17 protein-coding genes are annotated in these 25,799 nt (G+C 36.4%); 13 read left to right on the plus strand and 4 right to left on the minus strand.

All coding sequences use genetic code 11. The annotated features are described in order from the left end of the window. Positions 1–107 precede the first annotated feature (107 nt). Together ZPR_RS09880 and tamL are read left to right on the plus strand one after the other, a co-directional pair. Positions 108–5,120: a translocation/assembly module TamB domain-containing protein gene (locus tag ZPR_RS09880; RefSeq protein WP_013071510.1), complete on the plus strand. Its 5,013-nt coding sequence runs from the start codon at positions 108–110 to the stop codon at positions 5,118–5,120. Beyond that, on the plus strand, positions 5,117–7,429 hold the full coding sequence (gene tamL / locus ZPR_RS09885; protein ID WP_013071511.1) for a translocation and assembly module lipoprotein TamL: 2,313 nt from the start codon (positions 5,117–5,119) through the stop codon (positions 7,427–7,429). Before ZPR_RS09880 ends, tamL begins: the two co-directional genes overlap by 4 nt. A 6-nt stretch (positions 7,430–7,435) precedes the next feature. Here tamL and upp read toward each other — a convergent pair whose 3' ends face one another. Beyond that, complete coding sequence (gene upp / locus ZPR_RS09890) at positions 7,436–8,095, minus strand: uracil phosphoribosyltransferase (RefSeq protein WP_013071512.1); 660 nt, start codon at positions 8,093–8,095, stop codon at positions 7,436–7,438. Positions 8,096–8,277: 182 nt separating this feature from the next. On the opposite strand from upp, the gene ZPR_RS09895 reads away from it, so the two are divergent. The 3 genes from ZPR_RS09895 (at position 8,278) to ZPR_RS09905 (ending at position 11,817) form a co-directional block, all read left to right on the plus strand. Continuing rightward, on the plus strand, positions 8,278–8,889 hold the full coding sequence (locus tag ZPR_RS09895; protein ID WP_013071513.1) for a hypothetical protein: 612 nt from the start codon (positions 8,278–8,280) through the stop codon (positions 8,887–8,889). Positions 8,890–9,813: 924 nt separating this feature from the next. Next, the gene (locus ZPR_RS09900) at positions 9,814–11,343 is read left to right on the plus strand and encodes an FMN-binding glutamate synthase family protein (protein WP_013071514.1); all 1,530 of its coding nucleotides are present in this window, start codon (positions 9,814–9,816) and stop codon (positions 11,341–11,343) included. 15 nt (positions 11,344–11,358) lie between these two features. Further along, positions 11,359–11,817 carry a universal stress protein gene (locus ZPR_RS09905; RefSeq protein ID WP_013071515.1) on the plus strand — a complete coding sequence of 153 codons (459 nt, stop codon included), beginning with the start codon at positions 11,359–11,361 and terminating at the stop codon, positions 11,815–11,817. A gap of 18 nt (positions 11,818–11,835) precedes the next feature. Here the strand turns inward: ZPR_RS09905 and ZPR_RS09910 are convergent, their stop codons facing one another. After that, the gene (locus ZPR_RS09910) at positions 11,836–12,297 is read right to left on the minus strand and encodes a ferritin-like domain-containing protein (RefSeq protein WP_013071516.1); all 462 of its coding nucleotides are present in this window, start codon (positions 12,295–12,297) and stop codon (positions 11,836–11,838) included. A 110-nt stretch (positions 12,298–12,407) separates the two neighbouring features. Here ZPR_RS09910 and ZPR_RS09915 point away from each other — a divergent pair, with 110 nt between their 5' ends. Then, positions 12,408–12,950 (plus strand): DUF1697 domain-containing protein, encoded by a 543-nt coding sequence (locus tag ZPR_RS09915; protein ID WP_013071517.1) that lies wholly within the window; start codon positions 12,408–12,410, stop codon positions 12,948–12,950. Here ZPR_RS09915 and ZPR_RS09920 read toward each other — a convergent pair. Together ZPR_RS09920 and ZPR_RS09925 are read right to left on the minus strand one after the other, a co-directional pair. Further along, positions 12,945–13,541, minus strand: a complete 597-nt coding sequence (locus tag ZPR_RS09920) for a DUF6134 family protein (RefSeq protein WP_013071518.1) — start codon at positions 13,539–13,541, stop codon at positions 12,945–12,947. The two genes, ZPR_RS09915 and ZPR_RS09920, sit on opposite strands and share 6 nt — an antisense overlap. A gap of 38 nt (positions 13,542–13,579) precedes the next feature. Next, positions 13,580–14,335 carry a helix-turn-helix domain-containing protein gene (locus tag ZPR_RS09925; protein WP_013071519.1) on the minus strand — a complete coding sequence of 252 codons (756 nt, stop codon included), beginning with the start codon at positions 14,333–14,335 and terminating at the stop codon, positions 13,580–13,582. A 290-nt stretch (positions 14,336–14,625) separates the two neighbouring features. Between ZPR_RS09925 and ZPR_RS09930 the strand changes: the two genes are divergently transcribed. The 7 genes from ZPR_RS09930 to ZPR_RS09960 all read left to right on the plus strand — a co-directional run bounded on the left by ZPR_RS09930 (position 14,626) and on the right by ZPR_RS09960 (position 25,768). Beyond that, positions 14,626–15,021, plus strand: coding sequence for a YbjN domain-containing protein (locus ZPR_RS09930; RefSeq protein WP_013071520.1), 396 nt, complete (start codon positions 14,626–14,628; stop codon positions 15,019–15,021). 11 nt (positions 15,022–15,032) lie between these two features. After that, positions 15,033–15,746 carry a PspA/IM30 family protein gene (locus tag ZPR_RS09935; protein ID WP_013071521.1) on the plus strand — a complete coding sequence of 238 codons (714 nt, stop codon included), beginning with the start codon at positions 15,033–15,035 and terminating at the stop codon, positions 15,744–15,746. 5 nt (positions 15,747–15,751) lie between these two features. Then, complete coding sequence (locus ZPR_RS09940) at positions 15,752–16,462, plus strand: hypothetical protein (protein WP_041578828.1); 711 nt, start codon at positions 15,752–15,754, stop codon at positions 16,460–16,462. 16 nt (positions 16,463–16,478) lie between these two features. Next, positions 16,479–18,557, plus strand: coding sequence for an SPFH domain-containing protein (locus tag ZPR_RS09945; RefSeq protein ID WP_013071523.1), 2,079 nt, complete (start codon positions 16,479–16,481; stop codon positions 18,555–18,557). Positions 18,558–18,710: 153 nt separating this feature from the next. Continuing rightward, positions 18,711–23,579: a DNA repair ATPase gene (locus ZPR_RS09950; RefSeq protein WP_041579943.1), complete on the plus strand. Its 4,869-nt coding sequence runs from the start codon at positions 18,711–18,713 to the stop codon at positions 23,577–23,579. A 340-nt stretch (positions 23,580–23,919) separates the two neighbouring features. After that, a complete protein-coding gene (locus tag ZPR_RS09955; RefSeq protein WP_013071525.1) occupies positions 23,920–24,615 on the plus strand; it encodes a hypothetical protein in 696 nt (231 codons plus the stop codon). Beyond that, positions 24,530–25,768 (plus strand): hypothetical protein, encoded by a 1,239-nt coding sequence (locus ZPR_RS09960; RefSeq protein WP_083759757.1) that lies wholly within the window; start codon positions 24,530–24,532, stop codon positions 25,766–25,768. The genes ZPR_RS09955 and ZPR_RS09960 overlap by 86 nt, the downstream gene beginning before the upstream one ends. Positions 25,769–25,799 lie beyond the last annotated feature (31 nt).

Here is a 25,799-nt window from a genome sequence, read left to right on the forward strand (position 1 = left end):
GTTATTTTAATTTTAACAGAAGATTATAAGAATATCGATTAAAATATGCCTTCTTAGTAGTTAATTGCAGACGCATTTTTCGCCAATAATTAAGACATACCATAAATTTGAGTAAGAAGCATCCAAAACTTAGAAAAGCTTTGAGGATTACGCTAAGGATCTTAGCCGGTATCCTTATTTTCTTCGTATTACTTATCCTTTTTATCAGAAGTCCGTGGGGACAAAACATTATTGTAAATAAAGTAGTCTCTACCATACAAAACAAAACCAATACGGAAGTCGAAATCGATCGCTTATTTATCACTTTTGGCGGAGCTATAAGTTTAGAAGGACTTTATTTGGAAGATAAAAAAGGGGATACCTTGGTTTATGCTCACAATCTGGAGGCAAATATTCCCATTTGGCCCATTATTAAAGGTAGTGGTTTTGGAGTAAATGATCTGGATCTTAAAGGGCTTAAAGCTAATATCTACCGTGAAGATTCTATTTCGGGTTATAATTTTCAGTTTTTAGTTGATGCTTTCGCCGCTTCGGACACTACAAATACCCAGCAAACAAAAGTGCAGGATACCACCTCTTCTTCAATGGATATTAGTATTGGGGATGTGAACCTTCAAAATATTATCCTGAATTATAACGATCAGGTAGCCGGAATGGAAGCACAGTTAAAACTGGGAGAACTCGATGTGGCTATGCGAAAAACAGACCTTAAAAATATGCAATTTGAGGTCGCAGATGCCTCCCTAAGCAATACCATGATCGTTTACCGGCAACTAAAAACCTTACCGCCAGGTGAAGATACAGAAACTCCTATGCCTTTGGTGGTGGTAGATCGTTTAAATTTAAATAATGTAAATGCCAAATACCAGTCTGAGCCAGGCGGAATACTGGCCGATGTCCATATTCCTGAATTTATCGCAGAAATGCCCAAAATGGATCTTGGCAATTACGAAATTCAATTTAATAATATAAGTTTAAAAAGATCGAATGTCTTATTAAGAATGCAAACCAAAACGGCGCAATCGCAGCCTCAGGATTCGATTAAAAATGATACTACAGGTTTTGTTTGGCCGGCCTGGAAAATTAACGTTAAACGTATCGATTTAGCGCAGAATAATATTGCTTACATTGTAGATAGTGCTAAAATAGAACAACGTCAATTTAACCCAAACGCTTTAAAGTTTAGAAATCTTCGACTTAAAACAGGAAATATAGCCCTAGCCGATCACAAGCTGAATGCCGATATTAATCAGGTTAGTTTTCAGGAAGCCTCAGGATTGGATCTTCGCGAATTTTCCACGGAAATTACGTTGGATAATTCTGCTTTAAATGTGAAAAATCTCATTTTCGCTCTAAATAACAATCAGCTTCAGGGAGCTTTAAAATTAAACTATGCTTCCTTAGAACGTTTTATAGAAGAACCTGAAAAGACGAGTTTAGAGGCCAGCCTTTCTGAAATTCAGCTAGATATTAATGAAGTTTTCAGGTTTCAGCCCTCGCTTCAACAAAATCAATATTTAAAGGCATTAAGCCGTAAATTGCTTACCGGAAGTTTAAGTGCAAAAGGAGAACTTTCAGATATTCGTATCCCTTCAGCAAATATTTCCTGGGGGAGTCAAACAAATGTAGCCTTGAACGGTCAAATTCGAAATGCGACAGATCCCGATCATATTTATTTTAATATTCCGCGTTTTAGACTTAATTCTACAAAATCTGATCTTAATTATTTTGTTGACGAAAATCAGATGGGAATTTATTTACCTAAAACCCTTGCTTTATCAGGGAACCTGGCGGGAACCCCAAGTGATCTTAAAGCAGATGCCACTTTAAAATCAAGCCTTGGCGACATTATGGCCAAAGGGAATTTTCAAAATACTCAGGAAATCGCTTTCCAGGCAGATGTAAAAGTAGATAGTCTAAGCCTGGGAGAATTATTACAAAATCCTGCTTTAGGCAAATTAAGCCTTAACTTAAAGGCAAAGGGAAGTGGTAATACAATGAATACGCTAGATGCACAACTAGAAACCAATATTAGTCATTTTAGCTACAATGATTATCCCATAACAGATTTGAAAATTACCGGTGATATTAACGATGGTAGTGGTGATGTGAAAAGCAGTTACAGGGATGATAATCTGGATGCTGATTTATTAGCAAATGTGGTTTTAGATTCAGTTTCGCCAGAGGTTACTGTAAATCTGGATCTTGCTGGGGCAGATCTGGCCGCACTGGGGATTGTAAACAGGAATATACGAACCGGATTTAAAATGCGTGGCAATTTTAAAGGAAATAGCGAAACGTATAAAGCTTCTGCCGAGATTAAAGAAGGTGTGGCGGTTTATGATAACCAAACCTATTTATTAGGAAACCTGAATGCATCAGCTTTTGTGACTCCAGATACGACTTCTGTAAAGGTGAAAAATAAAATGCTGAATCTAAACCTGCAATCTAATGCAAGTCCGGTAGAATTTAGTCAGGCATTACAAAGACATTATCAAAATTATCTTACCGAAGACGACTTAACCGATACGGTCGATAATCCGGTAAATTTGTATTTAAAAGGAACTATAAGTCAGGCACCAATCCTTAACGAAGTTCTACTGGTAAATTTAGAGGAATTGGATACCGTTAAGATCGATGTAGATTTTAACGAAAAACAGCATAAATTAAATGCAGATGTTAAGGTACCATTTGCCCACTATTATGGTGCAGCAATCGATAGTCTGGGAATTACTGTACAATCAGACCGTAAGGATCTTGACTTTAGCTTTGGTTTTAATTCGATTAGTGCAGGCCCGTTGGAATTAAAGAAAACGCAGTTAAAAGCTAACCTTGCCAACCGTATACTCAATTTAAACTTTAATTCGGTGTACGACGAGGATACCCTGGTCAATGTATCTTCAAAATTGTCAAAAAACGACGATACATTTAGATACGAGATTAGTAATAAAAAACTAATCCTGAATAAAAATTTGTGGCAGGTAAACGAAAGTAATGTGCTTTTATATGACGGTAAATCCATTGAGTTCGAAAATTTCAGGATTTCGAGGGAAAACCAATCTATGGAACTGGTAAATCAGCAAAATGAGCGAAATTTAGACAATATCACCTTGCTTTTTGATAACTTTAAATTGGCTGCCTTTTTAAACTTCCTTAATCCAGAAGTAAAATTGGCAAAAGGAAATATGAATGGCCGTTTTGCGCTGGTAGAGCCTTTTGGTAAAACGGGTATTTTGGCCGATTTAAATATTGAACAGCTGGAATCGATGGGTGTAGATCTTGGAAAATTATCACTACGCGGAATTGCAAAAGGATCTGAAAAATACCGTTTTGAAATGGCAATGAAAGAGGGGGCGGTAGATATGGACTTGACAGGTAATTATAAAGCGGCAGATTCTACCGCAAATCTGGATATGAACCTTGATCTTAATAAAGTAGAAATGGCAGCGGTAACAGGTTTTTCATTTGGTGCATTAGAAGAGGGTAAAGGTTCTTTTAATGGAAATATAAAACTAAATGGTACGGTTGCAAATCCTGAATATTCCGGGAAACTAAATTTCAATGATGCTCAATTTACGGTTTCGATGCTTAATGCCCCCTTTGTTTTTAAAAATGAAACCCTAGATTTGGATAATAATGGCGTTTATTTTAATAATTTCAAGATAGGCGATACCAAAGGCAATTCTTTTGTGGTTGATGGCGAGTTAGGTACCGAGAGTTTTATTAATCCAACCTTCGATCTTAGTTTTGAAGCAAACGACTTTAATGTCCTTAACTCTACCGAAGAGGATAACGACCTGTTTTATGGAACAGCGAGTTTTGATGCACAGGCAACTTTAAAAGGCGACCTCAACTTACCCAAACTAAAGCTTAAACTTGAAGTGGGTGAAAATACCGATGTAACTTATGTAGTTCCTGAAACCGAACTGCAAATGCAGGAAAGAGAAGGGATCGTAGTTTTTGTAAATAAAGAAGCCCCAGATAATATTCTTACCCAAACCGAAGAGCAATCTTACGTTTTTAGTGGTTATGATATCAATGCTGAATTGCAAATTAGTGAGGAAGCGATTATAAATGTCATTCTAAACGAACAAACAAACGATAATCTTCAAATTCAGGGAAATGGAGATTTACGTTTTGGTATTTCTCCAAATGGTCGAACAACACTTAGCGGAAAATATACTATTACCGATGGTCATTATGAAATGAGTCTTTATAACTTGGTAAGCCGTAGATTTGAAATTGCCGATGGTAGCTCGGTAAGTTGGAGTGGAGACCCTTTTGATGCTACTTTAGATGTAAGGGCGATTTATAAAGTAGAAACTTCAGCTTATGCCCTTATGGCTGCCGGTGTTTCCGGTCGTAGCGATAATGATCGGGACAGGTATAGACAGGAATTACCATTTATGGTGTACCTAAACGTAGATGGAGAATTAATGCAACCTCAACTAAGTTTTGGCTTAGATATGCCAAAAGATTCACAAGGAGCTATTGGAGGCCAGGTTTACGGCAGGGTACAGCAATTAAACAGTCAGGAAAATCAATTAAATAAACAGGTATTCAGTTTACTGGTGCTAAACAGGTTTTATCCAGATGCAGGTACTGATGGTAGTAATGGCGGGACGATGGCTATTGCACGGGAAAACATTAGTCAGGCGCTATCAGATCAGTTAAACATGTTTTCTGAAAAATTGCTGGGGGATACAGGTGTCTCACTTAATTTTGGAGTAGATAGTTATACCGATTACCAGGGCGATAATGGCCCGCAACAGCGAACAGATCTTAATGTGAGCGCCCAAAAGAAACTTTTTGATGATCGATTGATCGTTAGCGTAGGAAGTCAGGTAAATATTGAAGGCAGTAATAGCGGAAGGCAGGAAACCAATCCGTTGATTGGTAATGTGAGTTTAGAATATCTGCTTACAGAAGACGGAAGATTTAGGCTTAGGGGATTCCGAAGAAATCAATTTGAAAATGTTATCGACGGTCAACTTATCGTTAGTGGTATTGCACTTATATTTACAAGGGAATTTAACGAATATCGAGAACTGTGGAAGAACTTTTTGAAGTCTGAAGAGCAAGAAGACCAACCAGCCAGAAAAGAAGAAGAGGAAGAATGAAAATAAGAAATTACAGCATTATATTTTTATGTGCTTTAGGTTTGATTAATGCCTGTAGCGTAGATAAATATATTCCTGAAGACGAATATCTTTATCGGGGTGCGGATATTACGTTAATACCCGATACCACTTCTATAGAAGATTTGGATAATATAAAGTTAGAACTTCAGAATGTACTTGTTCCTAAACCAAATTCTAAATTTTTAGGGGCCTATCCCGGTTTATATTTTTATTACAAAGCTCAACGGGAAAAACCCGGTTTCATCAACAAATTTTTAAATAAAAAAATAGGTGAAGAGCCAGTTTATTTAAGTGACGTGGAAATTGGCAATACCCAGGATTTAATCATAAACAGGTTAGAAAATCGAGGTTTTTTTTATAGCCGGGTGAGTGCAGATGTAAACACTAATGATAAAAAAAAGACGGCAACGGCTGCTTACGATGTAGGGGTAACCACACCTTATAAAATGGAAAAATATCAGCTGGTTGAAGATAGTCTCTTTATTTATGACGACATAAAACCCATGGTAGAAGAAAGCAAGTTCTTTAAAGATATGCGCTTTGATCTGGCTAATATGAAAAATGAGCGGGAACGCTTAGATAGAGCACTTAAAGAAAAAGGCTACTATAATTTTAATTCAGGATTTTTGCTTTTTCAGGCAGATACTAATCAATACGACAATAAACGTTTTGATCTTTACTTAAAAGTAAAAAAAGATGTACCAGATAAAGCTATAATTCCCTATAAAATTTCAAAAGTAAATATTTATCCCAATAGCGGTATAAAGCGGGATTCTTTAGAGAAAGATAAAGTACGTTTTAATAATAAAAATTTTCTTCAGGAGCAGGATAGTATATTTTTTTTACCAAAACGTTTAGACCCATTTGTTTTGATTGAAGAAGGCGACTATTACAGTCCCGATATTTCCAGGGCGACCAGTAGACGTTTAGGATCTATTGGCGCTTATAAATTTATCAATATCGATTATCAGGAAGTTGATACTTTAGCCAATGACAGTGTAGGTGCGTTAGAGGCTAATATTTATTTATCTCCATTAAACAAGCGAGCGATCAGGGCCGAGTTACAGGGCGTAACAAAATCTAATAATTTCGCGGGGCCAAGTCTAGCCGTTTCTTTAACCAACAGAAATTTATTTAAAGGAGGTGAGATTTTAAATATTCAGGCCAGGCTTGGTTACGAAGTTCAGGTGGCGAGTGGTAATAATACCGGTTTAAACAGTATTCAGCTGGGACTTGGGAGTGATCTGATTTTTCCCAGATTATTATTTCCATGGCAGTTTAATGAAGACTTTTTTGAATATGATATACCAAAAACAAAAATCAGTTTAAATGCCGATTACTTAAGACGTAGTCAGCTTTTTGCTTTGGGATCTGCTTCTGCGACTTTTGGCTACATCTGGAATGCTAATCGTTATGTAACCCATTCTTTTGATCCTGTAGCTATAACCTATGTAGATTTAATCAATACTACTCCCGAGTTCGAGGATATCTTGAAAAAGAACTCCTATTTACAAAGCAGTTTTAATCAGCAGTTTATTGTAGGATCATTATACAGTTTTACGTATAACGGAATGGTGGATCAAAACGATACCCATCAGTTTTTTGTTAATACTAATTTGGATATTGCCGGAAATTTGTTGGATTTGATCAGTGGTAATTCTGAGGAAGATCCGCAAACTGTTTTTAATTTAGAATATGCGCAATATGCGAAGGCCGATGTTGATTTTAGATATCACTTAAACCTGGGCGGAGGTAAAAAATTGGCTACCCGGCTTTTTGCCGGCTATGGAATGCCTTACGGGAATTCGAAGATTATGCCGTTTACCAAGCAATATTTTTCTGGGGGGCCATATAGTGTACGAGCATTTAGAATTCGACAACTAGGGCCGGGAACCTATAATCCCGATAACGTACCGGAAGAAGAGGATGATCCTGGTCTGATGAATACCGATTATTTTGATCGTGCCGGGAATATTCGATTGGAAGCCAATATCGAATATCGCTTCCCGCTTTTCCCTCCTTATGTGAACGGTGCTGTTTTTGCCGACGCAGGTAATGTATGGACTTCTACTGAAGAAGATAGCTTACCGGGAGGAAAGTTCAGTTCTAATTTCATGAACGAACTGGGAATTGGTACCGGAGTAGGTGTACGTGTGGACATTCAGGGATTTGTGATTCGTTTTGATCTTGCGGCACCAATGCACGATCCATCTTTACCGCAAGGAGAACGCTGGACATATGATTTTGGCAGTCCTATTTTTAATTTCGCGATTGGATATCCATTTTAGAAAAAATCAATGCTGTTTTTTTGTTCCGAAGCATAGATCACCGGCATCACCAAGTCCGGGAACAATGTAGCCCCTGTAATCTAACTTCTGGTCTATAGCAGCAATCCATAAATGCGTATTTTGCGGAAATTCGTCATCAAGAAGTTTTAGTCCTTCCTCAGCACCAATGATCGCTACTAAGTGAATTTCTTTTGGAGTTCCCATTTGTTTTAAAGCTTGCATTACATTCACGAATGAACGGCCGGTAGCGAGCATGGGATCGGCAAGGATCAGCGTTTTTCCGTTTAAGGAGGGGGAGGCCAGATATTCTACTTTTATTTCAAATTCGTCATCATCATTAGGATGATGTCTATAAGCCGAAATAAATGAATTTTCAGCATCATCAAAATAATTTAGAATTCCGTTATGTAAGGGTAAGCCGGCACGAAGAATCGAACAGATTACAATGTCGTTAGTAGGGACTTCAACTTTAGAAGTGCCTAATGGGCTAGTAATTTCTTTGGTAGTATATTGTAATTTACTGCTTAGTTCATAACTTAGTATTTCTCCTAAGCGCTCTATATTTCTGCGGAAGCGCATACGATCCTGCTGAACATTGACATCCCGAAGTTGGGCAATAAACTTATTGGCAATAGAGTTATTATTTAGTAAATGATGAACGTGCATCGATTTAAAGTTTAGGGGTTAGATGCATTAAATATACAAACTATCAGAAAGGATTCTATTCTTAAGCCCTTTAGAATTTTTCAGAAATAAGTATTGACTGGCGAAAAAGCTGTAATTCAATATAAATAGATTATTTTTGGCTATATTTTTGATTAATATTCTGAAGTTAATTCCGCAGAAAAATGAAAAAGATAAGTTTACTATTATTTATTTTAGCCTTTAATTTTATTCAGGCACAGGAAATCCCGAGTACCAAGAATACCGGCGGATCCATAAAACCGGCGACCAGCGGTAGCAATTCTGTCTTTCTTCCAAGAGTGAATAATGAGACCGAAGATATTTTTATGAAAAAGGAGGAGCCTAAAATTAATATGCGTCAGGATAAAAACGGACTCCTGACCGAAGGTGATCGTGTTGCAGCAGAGTGGAAAGCCGACAAAAAAGCAAAAGGTGAATATGCCAAAGATCAATATCTTGGTGATGTAAAAACAAACGGTAAATTTGTAGAATTATATTGTAGGGATCATGAGTTTGTAGATGGAGATCGGGTGAAAATCACCGTAAACGGAGAGGTGATTTTTAATAACCTAGCATTAACAGGTTCCTACAAGCCAATATTGGTTACTTTACAAAGCGGTTTTAATACCATAGAATTTGAAGCATTAAATCAGGGATTATCTGGTCCTAATACAGCTATGCTGAAAGTTTTTGGAGAGGATGGTCAGCAACTGGTTTCAAAAGAGTGGAATCTTCTTACCGGTGCTAAAGCCAGTTTAATGGTAGTAAAACAGTAATTAAAATGTTCAAGGTTTAAAGTTGAAAGTTCAAAAAGTTTGTAGTCAAAAAAGTTCAGAATTTAAAAAAAAGTTTAAAGCTAGAATCAATTATAAAATCAAAAAAATCGTCATTTCGACCCTGCCTCGGCGGCAGGCACGTGAAGCGCAGCGGAATGGAGAAATCTTAATTTTCATATCACTGTATAAAAGGTATTTTCAACTTTTCAAAATTTAAATTAAACCGTTCTGTATAAGAGGTCAGCTTAAAAAATATTCAAAATTAGTAGTTCTGTATCTTGCTTCTTGTCTCTTTCCTACATTCTAACTATCATTTTTCACTTTATACCTTTTCCAATTACCACTATGGCTTCCATTAATTTTTCTTTGGAAAATCACTCAGCTGCCCTTAGCCTTTAGGTTACTGAATGATCAGATGAATCGTATCAAAGTGCCCAGGCGTGACAATAGGGGGCCAAAATTCAAAAGTTGTGGTCTGCTTCTTTTTGCATTATTTAAGGTCTATTTTCTAAATACGAACTACTCAATACTGAATCTAAAAAAAGATCTCTGCAAGGTCGGGGATGGCAAAATCCTATTATAAAATTTAAAAAAATTTCATTTCGACTGAAGCGTAACGGAATGGATAAATCTTGATTTCCACAGCACTTTGACAAGAGATTTTTTTACCTTTCTAAATCTAAATTAAACCGTCCTAATTTCAGAAAAGCCCTCAGCTATAAGCGGTCAGCTTAAAAAATTCAAAATTATAGTTCTGATTTCTACTCTTGCTTCTTCAAGTCTCTTTTCTCTCGTCTCTTTTCTATATTCTAACTTTGTAGGATAAACCCGGTTTAAATTATAACATGAATTTAGCATAGAAAAAGTTAAATGCTAATTAGCTTTATAAAGTGATTTCATACTAATGTTAAAAACTTACTAGACATGAGAGAAGCTATTCGCTTTACTCTAATTGTATCCTTAATCGTTGGGTTAATTATTTTTACTATCGTTTGGCCTGTTTGGGGCTTTTCTATTTTCGGGATTGTACTTTTTGCCATAGGGCTCTATGATATTTTTCAAAAAGAGCATACCATTTTACGAAACTTCCCACTGTTGGGGCATATGCGATATATGCTAGAACTTATAAGTCCTGAAATCCATCAATATTTTATCGAAAATGACACTGATGGTAAACCTATAGATCGTAATCACCGATCTTATATTTATCAGCGTGCCAAACTTCAAAAAGAAACGCACCCTTTCGGTACACAGTTAAATGTGGAAGAAGAGAATTTTAAATGGATGCGACATAGTATTTACCCTACAAAAGTTCAAAAAGAATATCCACGCGTAAATATAGGAGGACCTGATTGCGAACAGACTTACTCCGCCTCATTATTTAATATTTCAGCAATGAGTTTTGGGGCACTGAGCAAAAATGCTATTGAAGCCTTAAATAAAGGCGCAAAGGAAGGAAACTTTTTTCATGATACCGGGGAAGGAGGAATTTCAGATTACCACCGATTGGGCGGAGATCTTGTTTGGGAAATTGGTACCGGATATTTTGGTTGCCGAACAGAAGAAGGAAATTTTGATCCTGAGCAATTTAAAGAAAAAGCTAATTGGCCGGAAGTAAAGATGATAGAAATTAAAATTTCTCAAGGCGCCAAACCCGGTCATGGTGGCGTTTTACCGGCTTCAAAAAATAATAATGAAATAGCCAAAATTAGGGGGGTAGAACCGCATACCGATGTCCTTTCTCCCCCGGGGCATACGGCATTTAATAATGCAGAAGGATTATTAGGCTTTGTTGAACAGCTAAGAGCACTATCCAACGGTAAACCGGTTGGATTTAAGCTAAGCATTGGCTCTAAAGATGAATTTCTTGAGATTTGTGAAAAAATGGTGGAAACCGGAATTAAACCAGATTTTATTACGGTTGATGGCGCCGAAGGCGGAACAGGTGCTGCACCAATAGATTTTTCTAATTACGTAGGGATGCCTTGGGAAAAAGCTTTAATTTTTGTGGTAGACGCTTTAAATGGTTTCGACTTAAAGAAAGATATTAAAGTCGTAACAGCAACAAAAATTTTTACAGCATTTGATATTTTTAAGGCCTTATGTATTGGCGCAGATATCTGTAATTCTGCACGTGGGATGATGTTAGCGCTTGGTTGCATACAAGCGCTACGCTGTGATACCAATAAATGTCCTACCGGTGTGGCTACAAATGATAGGAGGCTTATGAATGGTTTGGTAGTAGCGGATAAATGGAAAAGAGTTAAAAATTATCAGCAGCAAACTTTAGATGATTTTCTGGAACTTTTTGCCGCGGCAGGATGTGAGAGACTCTCTGAACTTAATCGCACCATGATTAATAAAAAGATAAATGATAAAATTGAATCTTATTCTGTATTTTATCCCTCGGTAGCTACCGGGGCTTATTTAAAAGAAGAGCGCGTTGCTCCCTAACCAAATATTTATATTATGAAAAAAGTATTAATTGCCATCGATTATCACCCAAATTCAGAGGTGGTAGCTAGTGCCGGTTATGAGCTGGCTAAAAGTATGAATGCAGAGGTTTGTTTACTGCATGTATTGGCCGAGGTCTCTCATTATGGCGTCAATTATTCAGAATTTCTTGGTTATCCTGGCTACGAGAATATGGGGGTTGATTTAAATGTAACTGCACAATTACAGGAAATGGCGCAGGAATACCTTAAGAGTGCGAAGAAGCAATTTAATGATGATAAAGTTTCTACGGCTTTAGAAATAGGGGAAACCCATCGTGGCATACTTAAATATGCAAAAGAATGGGGTGCAGATTTAATTGTTATGGGAACGCATAGTCATTCTACTTTAGAAAAAGTACTGGTAGGTACGGTGGCTTCAAAAGTTTTAGAAAAAACAGAAGTACCGGTTTATATGGTGCCTATAAAAAGATAAAAAAACTGGATCTGGAGACTAATAGGTCTCCAGATCTTTTAATGAAGATACGGCTTTTAGGGTATGTTTAATTTCATCTAATTGGCCATTTAAGACTCTTAGAATATCGTCACTAAAGTTATATTTTCTTATTGCCCTCTCATACTCTTCAGCACTTTCTTTTTCACCCTCTAGACATTCTTCCAAAATTACTTCATCGCCATTATCACTAAAAATTGTTTTTAGATCCATCCAGGTACGTTGCAAACTTCCCTGAAAGGTTCCTGCATTGTGGGGTACCTCGTCTATCTGGTAGATTTCTCTTTCCAGTTCTTTTGTAAATCTAGCTCGTTGTTGCGCCTGGGTAAGCAGGAAGTTCTTTAAAAGATCACTTTCAGTATCTTCAAGTCCGTTTTTAAACACCTCTCCTGCGTCATGATTTTTTTCTAAAAGCTCTTGCAGTGCCTGAGCAATTTTTTTAGGGTCATTAATTTTTTCCATAGGAATATGATAATTAATTTAGCAAAAGTAGGTGATGTTTTATGGCCAGGCTCTTAATTATTTATAAATTCACCTGGATTTAGCTTTTGGTGTTAATTAATCTAAATTTTATGAAAACCTATATTGCCATCTTAAAAGGAATAAATGTGGGAGGCCATAAAAAAATAATGATGGCGGATCTTCGGAAGATGCTATGTGAAATTTCGTATATCGGGGAAGTTAATACTTATATCCAAAGTGGTAATATTGTATTTAAAGCTTCCGAAGAAAATACCGATGTTTTGGAAAATCTTATTCAGCAGAAAATTGCAGATCATTATGGATTTGAGGTAAGTACTATCGTACTTTCTAAAGAAAATTTAAGTTCAATCATCGATAGCAATCCTTATGCTGAAGAGGAAATTAAGCGTTTACACTGTTGCTTTTTTAAAACCGATCCTATTTTAGAAAACCGACAGAAATTAGAAACTTTTGATGCCTCGCCCGATGCGTTTACAGTAGGAAATAGCTGTATGTATATTTGTTGTGCGACCGAGCGTTATAGTAAATCAAATATAAATAACAGTGTTGCTGAAAAAATACTGAAGATTGAATGTACCACCCGAAATTGGAAAACCTGCACGAAACTTTTAGAAATGCTTGAAAATTTATAGTGGTTGTAATTGCAACTCAAATTCAATAATTCCAGCATCAATTTTTGCAGTCTGTAATATTCCGTTTTTATAATGATAAAAGCTTTCTCTTCCTTTCTCGTTTTCTTTAGCATAAGAATGCATACCTATTTTTCGTAATGACTGAAATTCGCCGGTTTCTTCGCTATAGGCTTTCTTTACGTTGGTAGGCTCCTCAAACATTAACTGGATACAGGTATAGGAAATAGGTGAGTTTATGGTTTTTTCAAGCTTGCCAGAATCATAAAATTTATAGTTATGTTCATTTGTCTTTATAGTTTTAGTACTGGTACGGTTTTTTCTGTTTAAGAAAATTTGAGCTTCAGTATTTTTAAGCTCATGTCCATTAAAAACGACCCTGAAATTATAATTGACTTCTATTTTGGCCAAAATTCGGGTTTGGATATTGGTTTCAGTTTGATATTCGGTAATTCCACCGTTTACTTTTTTAATTGCTTCTAACTTTCCAATTTTATCGCCTTTGTGGACCACAGCATAACTAAACGATTTATTTTGAGACAAAGCACTATATGAAATAGCTAAAAAAGCGAGTAAAAAAATAGTGAATTTCATAATTTGGAGATTTGACTGAAATGATTTGTTTTGAGTTTTTAAAACTTTTCCCTTAATTTCATAAATTCCTGTTCCAGAAAATTTAATTTTTGCTCAATTTCAACAGTATTATTTTCAGGAAGCCTTCTAAAAAACGTATAGCAAACGTGCCACATTTCCTTAATTTCACCAGATTCTATCTCGATATCTTCAATATTAGTATTGTTTGCTCTAAGTATAATTTTTGAAGATGAATAGTAAAATTTCCTAAAAAGTACTTTACCATGTACCAGTGCAATTACCAGGCTGCTCGTATCGATTTTGGTAAAATCATTAGGATCAACTTTCTCTCCTATAACGACGTCTTTTGGACAATACGCCTTATCGTTATTTGTCATTTCCAGATTAGAAATTAAATAGGCTCTATATTCTTTATCAGGATCTACCGGTAAATGGAGTTTAGGAAGGTCTTCTATAAAATGAGGTTTATCATAATATAATATGTAATCGGCTTCGGTTTTTGGAGTGATACAGGGAATTTCAGCAAACTTTTCTTTATGAAAGCTTCCCTGTAGTGCCAGGTCGTCTTTAAACTTCAATAGTTTATTAACCGTTAGCTCTTGAGTTAATAGATCATCGATGGTTATGCTAAAATGGTTAGCGATTTTAATAATGGTTTCAATGCGCGGTTCACTTCTTTCTTCCTCGTAAGCTCCTAGTGTACCACGTTTTAGCTCGAATAATTCGGCAAATGCCTGCTGACTTAATTTTTTGACGTTTCTTATCTTCCTAATATTTTTACCGAAATGAGACATGTTTTGCTAAAATTATTTGCAATATTGATTTTTTGTAGTATCTTTATCTAACAATATTAGCTAATAGATTTGATAATTACTAATTTATTTGGTTATTTATCGATTTGACTAGTCAAATCAGTAATGTGCTAAAAAAATTAGCTTGACTTAGAAATTTAAACTTTAACCTAAACAACCAATGATTACAGCAATAATTACTACGGTGATTGTGTTAATAATACCTTAAAAACAAAATAGATTTTTGTATTATTATACCATAAAATTAACACCAATCAAAAAATACTGTCTAAATGAAAAATCATTTTCAGATCACAAAAAATTTTCTTTTAGAGCTGAACTTCAATATTGATTTTGAGAACGAAGCCGAGGGAATATTAATGATTCGCAAAGAAAATTTTGCAATTAAAAACCTTATCCTGGGAGTGGCACCGCCTATTTTAATTATGGAGCAGTTCTTATTCAGGATTAATAATCAGTCAGAAAAAATTTATCGAAGTCTGCTGCAAAAAAACAGAGATATCATTCATGGCGCCTTTGTACTGGACGATTCTGGCAAAACAGTGATCTTTAGGGATACCCTTCAAATAGAGAACTTAGATCTTAATGAGTTAGAAGGATCGTTAAACTCACTTAGTTTATTGATGAGTGAATATTCAGATAAAATTATAGAATTTTCAAAATATTAAACCTTAACGTTATGAACATTTTTAAACGATTATTTAAGATAGGAGAAGCTGAAGCTAATTCAGCAATCGATAAAATGGAAGATCCCATTAAATTAACCGAACAGGGAATTAGGGACCTTAAATTAGATTTAGAGAAAAACCTGGAGGCTTTGGCTCAGGTAAAAGCCTTAGCGATTAGAGCTAAAAACGACCAGGAAGAATACCTGGATAAAAAAGAGGATTATCATAATAAAGCGATTTTGATCCTTAAAAAAGGACAAAGTGGCGATATGGATAAAACCGAATCAGATCGTTTGGCTCGCGAAGCTTTGGTTAAGAAAGAAGAGGCCCAAAAGCATGTAGAACGATCTGAAGAAGAAGCGAAAAAGTTCAATGAAAATGTAGCACAGTTAGAACGAAATATTCAAACCATCAAATCGAATATCAGTAACTGGGAAAACGAACTTAGAACCCTTAAGGCACGCGTAAAAGTGAGTAATGCCACTAAGAGCCTTAATAAGCAAATGGCTGAAATAGATAGTAGCAGCACCGTTTCTATGCTGGAGCGTATGAAAGAAAAAGTAGCCCAGGAAGAAGCACTGGCAGAAGCTTATGGCGATATTGCCGGCGCCTCGAAATCTATTGATGATGAGCTTGAAAAAGCTGCGAGTACTACAGAAGCTAAAGCCGAAGACGACCTTAGCAAGCTTAAAGACCAGTTGGGTTTAAATGATGATAAAAAATAACGAAATTGACCAGTTTAACAGACATATTATTTTCTGAGGTAAATATTACCTTAAGCATTCTCTGTATTCTATTAATCATTTATTGGTTGCTCACCATGATCAGCGGTATCGACTTTGAGTACGACATGGATATTGATATCGATGCCGATGTAGATGTCGATGCCGATCTGGCAACTGATGGTGCGAATATGGAATTCCAGGATTTGTCAAATGCCGAACTGAATAAAGAGGATGTGGTAGGCAGACGAATTCAACCGCTAAAATGGTGGCAAATTCTTTTGATTTATTTCAATTTCGTTGGCCTTCCGTTTATGTTCACCTTTACCTGTTTTGTGTTCATCTGGTGGTTTACCACGGCACTAACAACCGCCTTAACCTATACGTATGATCATTTTTTAGGTTTTGCGATTATGATTGCCGGTTTTTTTACCTCTTTATTTGTAACCAAGATCTTTACCACACCATTTAAAGGTTTCTTTAAAAATCTGAATAAAGATGGTGATAAGGCAATCGATTATATTGGCCGGCAGGGGGTGTTACTTTCCACCATTTCAGGAGATAAAATGGGAAATGCCGAGATTTATGCTAATGGCGATTCGCATTCGATTTACGTAAAATCCCTGGATGGACATCAACTCAATTATCAGGACAAAATTTTAATTATCAAGCAATCAGCTGATAAAAATTATTTCTTAGTACAATCTTATAACGACTAACTTAACTTATTAAAAAATGAATCAAATTTTACCAATTATCGGAATTGGATTAGGGGGATTGTTATTCCTAATCGTAGTCTACTTCGCAATCATTGCGATGTTTTACAAAAAAGTTCCGCAGGGCCGTGCCATTGTTCGTACCGGTTTTGGCGGTACAAAGGTAGCCACGGATAAAGGACTTTATGTAGTGCCTGTTTTCCACAAGGTGGAAGTTATGGATATTTCTGTAAAGAAAATCCAGATCGAAAGAATGGAGCACGAAGGCCTTATTTGTAAAGACAATATGCGTGCAGATATTAAAGTAGCCTTTTTTGTAAGGGTGAATAATGATATTTCTTTCATCAAGAGAGTAGCGCAAACTATTGGAGTAGACCGTGCATCAAGAATCGAAACTTTAGAAGATCTTTTTGAAGCTAAATTTTCTGAAGCTTTAAAAACTGTAGGTAAAAAGTTCGATTTTATCGAATTATACGAAGCAAGGCGTGAATTTAGGGATGAGATTGTGAATATCATTGGTACAGATCTTAATGGCTATACGCTGGAAGATTGTGCGATCGACTTTTTAGAGCAAACACCAATTTCCCATTTAAAACCAGACAATATTCTGGATTCAGAAGGGATTAAAAAGATTACAGAGCTTACTGCGGTTCAGAATATGAAAGCGAACCTTATTAAGCGCGACGAAGAAAAAACCATCAGAAAGCAGGATGTGGAAGCGCGTGAAGCTATTCTCGAATTAGATAAGCAATTGGCGGAAAAAGAAGAAGCGCAAAAGCGTGAAATCGCAAACATCAAAGCCCGTGAAAATGCTGAAGTGAGTAAAGTTGCGGAAGAAGAGCGTTTAAAATCTGAAACAGCCAGAATTGCTACGGAAGAAAAAGTAAAAGTAGCTGAAGAAAACATGAACCGTCAAATCATCGTGGCGGCGAAAAACAAAGAACGGACAGAAGCGGTAGAAAGTGAACGTGTTGAAAAAGATCGTATGCTGGAAGCTACCGAGAGAGAACGTATTGTGACGCTTGCTCAAATTGAGAAAGAAAAAGTTCTTGAAGTAGAGAAGAAAAACATTCAGGATGTGATTCGGGATAGGGTGATGTTAGAAAAAGGAGTGGTAGAAGAGCAGGAGAATATGAAAGATATCCAGGCCTTTAAAACTGCCGATCGTGAAAAGCAAGTAAAAGTAACGATTGCTGAAGCCAACGCTCAGGAGCAATTAATCAAAACCATTAAAGCTGCTGAAGCACAAAAAGAAGCAGCCAAGCAAAAAGCCGAAGAAATTAATATCGAAGCTCAGGCGCATAAAGAAGCCAGTGAAAAAGAAGCAGAAGCTAGAAAAACCATTGCTGAAGCTAAAGCGAAAGAGGAAGCCACCATTGGTTTATCTGAAGCTGAAGTAATGCATGCGAAAGCTGATGCCAGCGAAAGACAGGGACTTATGGAAGCGCTTATTATCGAGAAAAAAGCGAAAGCCGAAGCTGCAGGGATGGAGGCCAAAGCTGAAGCCAGCAGAAAAGAAGGTAAAGCTGCCGCCGATGTAATTAGGGAAAAAGCGCTTGCTGACGCTGCAGGTATCGAAGAAAAAGCAGCTGCAATGAAGAAACTTGATGGTGTTGGTAAAGAACACGAAGAATTTAAGTTGAAACTGGATAAGGAATTACAGGTAGATCTGGCACACATCAACATCCAAAAAGATATTGCCGATGCTCAGGCACATGTCATTAGTGACGCGCTCAAGGCGGCTAAGATTGATATTGTTGGAGGAGAAACCATGTTCTTCGATCAGATCATTGGCCAGATTACCAGAGGTAAAGGATTCGATAGACTGGTACAAAACAGTACCAATATTCAGGATTTAAAAGATTCGATTTTAGGGAGTGATGATATCAAAGGAAATTTACTAACTAAAGTGCGTGAGTTTTCAGAGAAATACGGAATTTCTTCTGAAGATATCAAAAACCTGACGATCGCAAATTTGATCATGGAATTAAAAGGTCGCTCCAACGACCAAAATGAGCAAACCATGTTAGGCAATTTATTCAACCTGGCTAAAGGTTTAGGATTGTCAGATCAGCGAGTTTCAACCTTAAAGGTTTAGTTAATAATACATTATGAAATAGGAATGTCATCCTGAAGCTGCCCGTCCTTTTAGGCGGGCTAGTTTCAGGGGGTGCATCCTGTTTTTACGATGAAATTTCAGATTAGATCTGGAACGACTAAAATTCAACCCAAACCCTCACCACAAAACCTAATGAATACTAACGAAGAAAAGCCGGTACAAAAAGATGCTCTGGATGGCGGCACTTACGAGATTATCCGTAAACGTCTTAACACTCATAAATCTGATTTACAGGAACGTCTTAATACCTTGAATGAAGCCCGAAAAACGGTTTTTGGTTCGCTCGAAACGCAATTAATAGCCAATAATCGAATAAGTACCGAAAATAATTGTGTGGCCAGGGATATCATTTCGCTGGGAAATACCTGTATTTTTGGCTATAACGTGCATTTTGGATTACGTACAGAAATTAGCCTTTCTGATGTGCTTAGTGTTTACGAATTTAAAGATCATCATTTTGAATCGGTTGCTTTAAATCTTTTTGAAGATGCAACCTTTAAAACAGATTTTTCAAATCTTTATAAATACTATCGAAATACCATTTTTAGCAAGTTTGCAAGGATCGGCAATTATTTGCATATGGTCTTTCAGCTTAGTGAAAGCGTAACCGATATTAAGACCTTTAAGTGGCTTATTAAAGACAATAAGCTCACTTATATTGATAATCGCAGTGAGCATGAATTTAAATATCCGCAGCAACATCAATTTAAATGGCAGGAAGCTACCCGGGATATGCAACGTTACGGGGAGCATTCACATGTAGCGATTTTAGATAAAGTTTTTGTAGAAACCATTGGTGGCGATCTTACCATCAAGATCGAAGATAATACCGAAGACGGAATGGGCATATTTTCTGAACCGGTAGCGTATAAAGATCAAACCCTGGATGATGGTCAAATTCGTTTTGCCGATCTTGGAAATTTAATCGCACTTGAAATCAAACCTTTTCAGGAAGAGCCCCGCTATTTTGTATATAATCACAAAATGCAGGAGGTCCAGAAAATTGATTCCATTAAAGAAACCGCTGTCTTATTGCCAGATGATCAGGGTATTATTTTTCCGAATGGCTATTATTTGCAAACGGGAGAATTTCATCTGTTCTCCAATGAAGTTCAGGCCCTAAAATATCAGGAAACCATAAGTTCTCCAAACGGGGAAGACTTTTTATATGTTTTCTATTCGCCCACTAAGGGTACTTATCTGCTAATGGATTATAATATGATCGAGCAGGAGATAAAAACACCTATTGTATGTGGGGGCTTCACCATTTTACCCAATGGCGAATTATGCTATTTTAAAGCTGATGATGAACAGACGAAACATCATATGATCCAGATTTGGCAAACACCATACCTGGAAGGTGATATCATGCCATCTGAACATCAGGATTCTATGCTGTATAAAATTGGAAATAAGGATATCGTTAAAGCCATGGCTGAAGCGAATGAGCTGATCACCTTGCTGAGTAAAGAAGATAATTACGACGGTTTGTATGCCGATATTGCCAAGTCTTCGAAAAATATCTTAGATGCGTATTATTGGCTAAACGAAAAGGAAACCGCTGTTTTAAACGAGCCGTTAAAAGAGATCAATATTGCGGCCAATGCGGCTATTGATGAATTTCAGAAGGTGATTCAGCTTAAGAAAAACGCTGAAAAACAAACCCAGGAAATTCAGCAGAAAGCGCAAAAACTTTTCAGTAAAATTAAGAGTACTTCTTTTAAAAATATCAACGAATTTGTAGAATTACTCTCACAGCTAAGGGCATTGCGGGGAGAGGTGATTGGATTATACGAAATTAGATATGTAAATGAAGCATTTATTAAGTCGCTAGAGGCTGAAATTGCCCAGCAAACCACTACAATTTCAAGACGTTGTGTGGAATTCTTACTTAAGGATAAAGCGCTACAGCCATATCATGATAAAGTGGAAGAAAAACAGCAGCAACTCGATAAGATCAGTAAAGTTGTTGAAGCGAAAAAGCTGGAAGAGGACGTCAATCAGATCGCAATCGATCTGGAAATGCTTATCGATATAGTTTCGAATCTGGATATCGAAGATACGTCACATTCTACCAAAATCATCGATAATATTTCTTTGATCTTTGCGACGATAAATCAGCTTAAGGCCGCCATTAAAAACAAGAAAAAGTCGCTTGGGAGCAAAGAAGCTAAAGCCGATTTTGCCGCACAGTTAAAACTTATAGATCAGAGTATTATTAATTATCTGGATATCGCTTCAACTCCTGAAAAATGTGATGAATTTCAAACAAAAGTCAGTATTCAACTGGAAGAATTAGAAGGTAAATTTGCCGATTTTGAGGAATTTATTACTGAAATTATCGAAAAGCGGGAAGAAGTTTATAATGCCTTTGAAAGTAAAAAAAGCACTATTAACGAAAAGCGAAATAAAAAAGCCATTGCACTGCAAACTGCTTCAGATCGTATTTTAAAAAGCATTGGCAAAAAAGCCGAAAGTCTACAATCGGTTTCAGAAATTAACGGCTATTACGCTTCAGATCTTATGGTTAACAAACTTCGCGATATCGTGGAGCAGTTACGAGAACTGGACGATAGCGGTAATGCAGAAGAAATTGAAACTTCTTTAAAAACAAGTAGGGAAGATGCGTTGCGAAAACTAAAAGACAAGCAGGATCTTTACGAAGATGGCGAGAATATTATCAAACTTGGTAATCATAAATTCGGGGTAAACCGCCAGGAACTGGATTTAAGTATTGTTTTTAAAGATGACAAACTTTTTTACCATTTAAGCGGAACTGATTTTTACCAGGAGCTGAAAAATGAAATTCTAAATAATAGTAGAGAATACTGGAATCAGGAGTTTATTTCTGAAAATGATTCGGTTTATCGTTCTTCATTTTTAGCCTTTAAAATTTATAAAGATCAAAATCCAGAAATACTTTCGGGGTTAAATGAGGACGAGTTGCTGAAGGTGATTCAGGAAGAAAGCAGCAGTAATTATTCTGAAGGTTATATAAAAGGCGTTCATGATCTTGATGCGGCTAAAATTCTACATATTTTGGTGCAAAAACATCAGGATTTAGGGATATTAAGATGGCGACCTGAAATTCGTGCCTTTGCGAGGTATTTTTGGAATAAGCTAGAAAATGATGTAAAAGAGGGCTACAATAACTCGATAAAAGCATCGGGACAGGTCTTAAAATATTTTCCAAACACCCGCGAATATGATTTTTTGATTCAGGAATTAGAGCTGGTTATTAGTGATTTTGGGCAAAATACAGGTTTATTTTCTGCGGAAGTAAGTTTAGAAGTGGCACAATATCTTTTTGAAGAATTACAAAGTGATGATCAGTTTGTGGTGAGCGGATTAGCAAAAAAACTTGCCGATGATTTTCAGCAAATGCTCAAAAAAGAAAGAGCTGAATCTCAGTTTAAAAACAGTGTTGAAAGTTTACAATCGTATTCCGCAAAAATAAGACTGGTTAAACAATGGCTTCAGGCTTTTGCTAAGTCGAAATTGTTAGAAAATCAAGTGAACTATATTGATGAAGCGACCTGTTGTATTTTATTTCCACAGCAAAATCCGGAAGTGAATCATATCGATCCATCTGCGGCTATTTCAGAACTAAAAGGAGACCATAAAAATATCAAAAATGGGCAATTTGAGTTCAATTTTCATCAGTTTACACAAAAACTTCAGTTGTATTTCAATTATAGCGTTCCGGCATTTCAAGCCTTCAGAAAAGCAAGACATCAGGTCACCGAAGATTTAAAAGAGCAGCTAAAATTAGACGAATTTAAGCCTAGGGTGTTGACCTCTTTTGTACGGAATAAATTAATAGATCAGGTTTATTTCCCATTGTTTGGCGAAAACTTGGCGAAGCAATTGGGAAGTGTAGGGGAGAATCGACGTACTGACCGGATGGGAATGTTATTATTAATTTCACCACCGGGTTATGGAAAAACAACGCTGATGGAATATATTGCCAATCGTTTAGGCTTGGTGTTTATGAAAATTAATGGCCCGGCAATTGGTCATGAGGTGACCTCTGTAGATCCAGAAGCGGCGACCAATTCGGCCTCCCGACAGGAATTAAAAAAGCTGAATTTAGCTTTTGAAATGGGCAATAATGTGATGTTATATCTGGACGATATTCAGCATTGTAATCCGGAATTTTTGCAAAAGTTCATTTCTTTAGCAGACGGTACCCGAAAGATAGAAGGAATTTATAACGGAAAATCAAAAACTTATGATTTGCGCGGTAAGAAATTTTGTGTCATCATGGCGGGGAACCCTTATACTGAAAGTGGTGAGAAATTTAGAATCCCGGATATGCTTTCTAATCGGGCAGATATCTATAATCTAGGGGATATAATTGGCGATACAGAAAGTTTATTTAAATTAAGCTTGTTGGAAAATTCGCTAACATCAAATCCTGTGTTGCACCAACTAAGGTCAAGAAATTTTGATGATGTGTATACATTGATTGATCGCGTAGAAAATAATTCGGATGCCGGAGAATTAAAAGGCAACCATACACAACAGGAAATTCAGGATTATAAATCGGTTTTGGAAAAAGTTCTCAGCATCAGGGATACGGTTTTGAAAGTAAACGAAACCTATATAAAATCGGCAGGAACAGAAGATGAATATCGAACCGAGCCTGCGTTTAAGTTGCAGGGGTCCTATCGGGATATGAATAAACTGGTTTCTAAAGTAGTACCGATAATGAATGAAAAAGAAGTAAACAGTTTGCTGTTATCACATTACGAAAATGAATCACAAACGCTTACTGCTGCTGCAGAAGCCAATTTGCTGAAGTTTAAAGAATTGCGTGGGAATATTTCTGAAGAAGAAAGATTGCGTTGGGATGCTATAAAGGAAACCTTCTTAAAGAATAATAAACTAAAAGGCTTTGGTGATAAAAACGAAATGGCGCAAGTCTTATCGCAAATGATGGCTTTTTCAGAAAACCTTGAAGGAATTAAACAGGTTTTGCAAAGAGGTCTGGAAAAGTGACATTTATTTTATACTGCCCCAACATCTACAAAAATTGTGTTTGGGCAGTTTTAAAATAAACTAAAATTTGACTAATGTTTTAATCAATTATAAGATATTTTTGGTTTTTACCTTGCCTTGAATTTCAATAATTTACTTTTATTCTTCATTATTAATGATAGGGAGTTGTAGCTAAAAGTAAGTATTTTTCTACATTCAGATGTAAGAAAACACAAATCTTAATATACTGAACAGTAGGTTTGTGTGTCTTTAGACGAATATCTAGGTAAATAATCGTTTTGTTTTTATTAAGAAAAAAATTAACATTAATTTCGTCCAGTTTATCTTAATATAAATTTTGATGAAGAAACATTATCCTCTTAGAAACGACTTAGCATTAACTTTTTTATTAATACTTTGTGTCTATTCTTTTGGCATCCTTGATTTATCTGCACAGGTAGGTATAGGAACTGCAAATCCTGATCCTTCGGCTATTTTGCATATTCAAAGTACGAATAAAGGAGTTTTATTACCGAAAGTTGATTTACAAAACCTAACCGATAAGTATACTGTTAGTAATCCTAAAGAGGGTTTACTGGTCTATAATGAAAGATATGATGACCAGAATAATCTAAGAAAGGGCTTTTATATCTGGGACAATGAAAAATGGGATAAAGTAGAAAATCAGTCTGACATAGATGAAGTCATGGATGGCATTGATGAGCGTTTAAAAGAATTAGAAGATGGTTCTGGTTCTGGCTCCGGATGGTCTTTAGATGGGAATAATTTTGATAATGTAAACAATGCCAATGCTAAGTTTTTGGGAACTACCACCTGGCATTCGTTATTTTTAAGAGCAGACGATAAACAAATCGCTGAGTTTGATCCTCATGGAGGTATTGCTTTAGGTTTTAACACCAAAGCAGACTGGGCAGGAGTTGCGATCGGAAATTCTGCAAGCATCACTGCCGATGAAGCCGGTGGCCATTGGGAAAAGTGCCAAATCCGGAAGCCGATCTATTTCTCTGGGAAATGGGGCTTTGGCGACAAGCGATGAAGCCATTGGTATTGGATTTAATGCCAATAGCTCTGGTAGTAAAGCAACTGCGATTGGACATTCTGCAAAAGCATCAGCAAATCAATCTGTAGCGGTTGGACAGTTGGCATCGGCAAGTGGTAGCAGTTCGTTTGCCATTGGTTCTAATGCTCAAGCTACCCAAAATGTAGCTTTTGCCATAGGGGATGGAGCGAGTGCAACCTCAAATGAGGCCTTTGCCATTGGTACCAACGCAAGTTCGTCGAGTGACCAGGGGATGGCCATTGGTGTGGGCGCCACAACTAAAAATCAACAAAATGCCCTTGCTATTGGTGTTAATTCTGAAGCTTCAGGTAATAACAGTATGGCGATAGGCCATTCTTCAAATGTATCCGGCCAATATGCGGCAGCGATTGGTTACAATAGTGAGGCGACCCAACAAAATGCTACAGCCTTAGGTTCAAATGCCAAAGCAAATGCTCAAAATGCTACGGCCATTGGTTATGAATCAACTGCCAGTACAGCCTATGCTATAGTTTTAGGAAACAATACTGCGGCATCAAACTGGAACGGATCAAAAATAGGTATTGGTACCAGTAATCCAACAGCTAAACTGCATGTTAATGGTTCATTACGAATTGTTGATGGAAACCAAGGAGCTAATAAAGTATTAACTTCGGATGCTAATGGTAATGCCAGCTGGAAAGTGATTTCTTCAGGAAGTTCTTCTAATCCTATTTTTGGTGAGATTTTTAGTAGTTCTAATAATTCATTGACTATTAATAATTTAAATTCTGCACAACCATTAACATTCGGTTCAGATAGTTATAAAAACTCTGTGAATACTTCTAACAATAATTTACAGGTAACCATTTCAGGTATATATAGAATAAATTATAATGTAACAGTAGAAAAATCGAATGGTGGATCTTTAGATCTCCAAATCTATTGTGCAACAGGATGGAACAGCTCAGATATTATTCCTGGGACAACTTCTTATATCAATTTAGATAGTAATACTAATGTTGGTTCTGTTTCCATAAATAAATTTGCATCACTTGGCGAGTACAAGCAAGTTTATGTTTTTTATAAAAAAGTTTCAGGAAATAAGGATTCTTTCGATTTGATCACTAATGGAAGTTCATTTAGTGTTGAATTGGCAAAATCAAATTAAATAGTAAATGTATTATTTGATAATCACGAAT

This window comes from Zunongwangia profunda SM-A87 (genome assembly GCF_000023465.1).
Taxonomy (GTDB): domain Bacteria; phylum Bacteroidota; class Bacteroidia; order Flavobacteriales; family Flavobacteriaceae; genus Zunongwangia; species Zunongwangia profunda.

Bases quoted from the DNA above. Each gene is read 5' to 3' on its own strand.
- tamL (WP_013071511.1), top strand. From the start codon at position 5,117: ATGAAAATAAGAAATTACAGCATTATATTTTTATGTGCTTTAGGTTTG.
- upp (WP_013071512.1), bottom strand. From the start codon at position 8,095: ATGCACGTTCATCATTTACTAAATAATAACTCTATTGCCAATAAGTTT.
- ZPR_RS09895 (WP_013071513.1), top strand. From the start codon at position 8,278: ATGAAAAAGATAAGTTTACTATTATTTATTTTAGCCTTTAATTTTATT.
- ZPR_RS09900 (WP_013071514.1), top strand. From the start codon at position 9,814: ATGAGAGAAGCTATTCGCTTTACTCTAATTGTATCCTTAATCGTTGGG.
- ZPR_RS09905 (WP_013071515.1), top strand. From the start codon at position 11,359: ATGAAAAAAGTATTAATTGCCATCGATTATCACCCAAATTCAGAGGTG.
- ZPR_RS09910 (WP_013071516.1), bottom strand. From the start codon at position 12,297: ATGGAAAAAATTAATGACCCTAAAAAAATTGCTCAGGCACTGCAAGAG.
- ZPR_RS09915 (WP_013071517.1), top strand. From the start codon at position 12,408: ATGAAAACCTATATTGCCATCTTAAAAGGAATAAATGTGGGAGGCCAT.
- ZPR_RS09920 (WP_013071518.1), bottom strand. From the start codon at position 13,541: ATGAAATTCACTATTTTTTTACTCGCTTTTTTAGCTATTTCATATAGT.
- ZPR_RS09925 (WP_013071519.1), bottom strand. From the start codon at position 14,335: ATGTCTCATTTCGGTAAAAATATTAGGAAGATAAGAAACGTCAAAAAA.
- ZPR_RS09930 (WP_013071520.1), top strand. From the start codon at position 14,626: ATGAAAAATCATTTTCAGATCACAAAAAATTTTCTTTTAGAGCTGAAC.
- ZPR_RS09935 (WP_013071521.1), top strand. From the start codon at position 15,033: ATGAACATTTTTAAACGATTATTTAAGATAGGAGAAGCTGAAGCTAAT.
- ZPR_RS09945 (WP_013071523.1), top strand. From the start codon at position 16,479: ATGAATCAAATTTTACCAATTATCGGAATTGGATTAGGGGGATTGTTA.
- ZPR_RS09950 (WP_041579943.1), top strand. From the start codon at position 18,711: ATGAATACTAACGAAGAAAAGCCGGTACAAAAAGATGCTCTGGATGGC.
- ZPR_RS09955 (WP_013071525.1), top strand. From the start codon at position 23,920: ATGAAGAAACATTATCCTCTTAGAAACGACTTAGCATTAACTTTTTTA.
- ZPR_RS09960 (WP_083759757.1), top strand. From the start codon at position 24,530: ATGAAGCCGGTGGCCATTGGGAAAAGTGCCAAATCCGGAAGCCGATCT.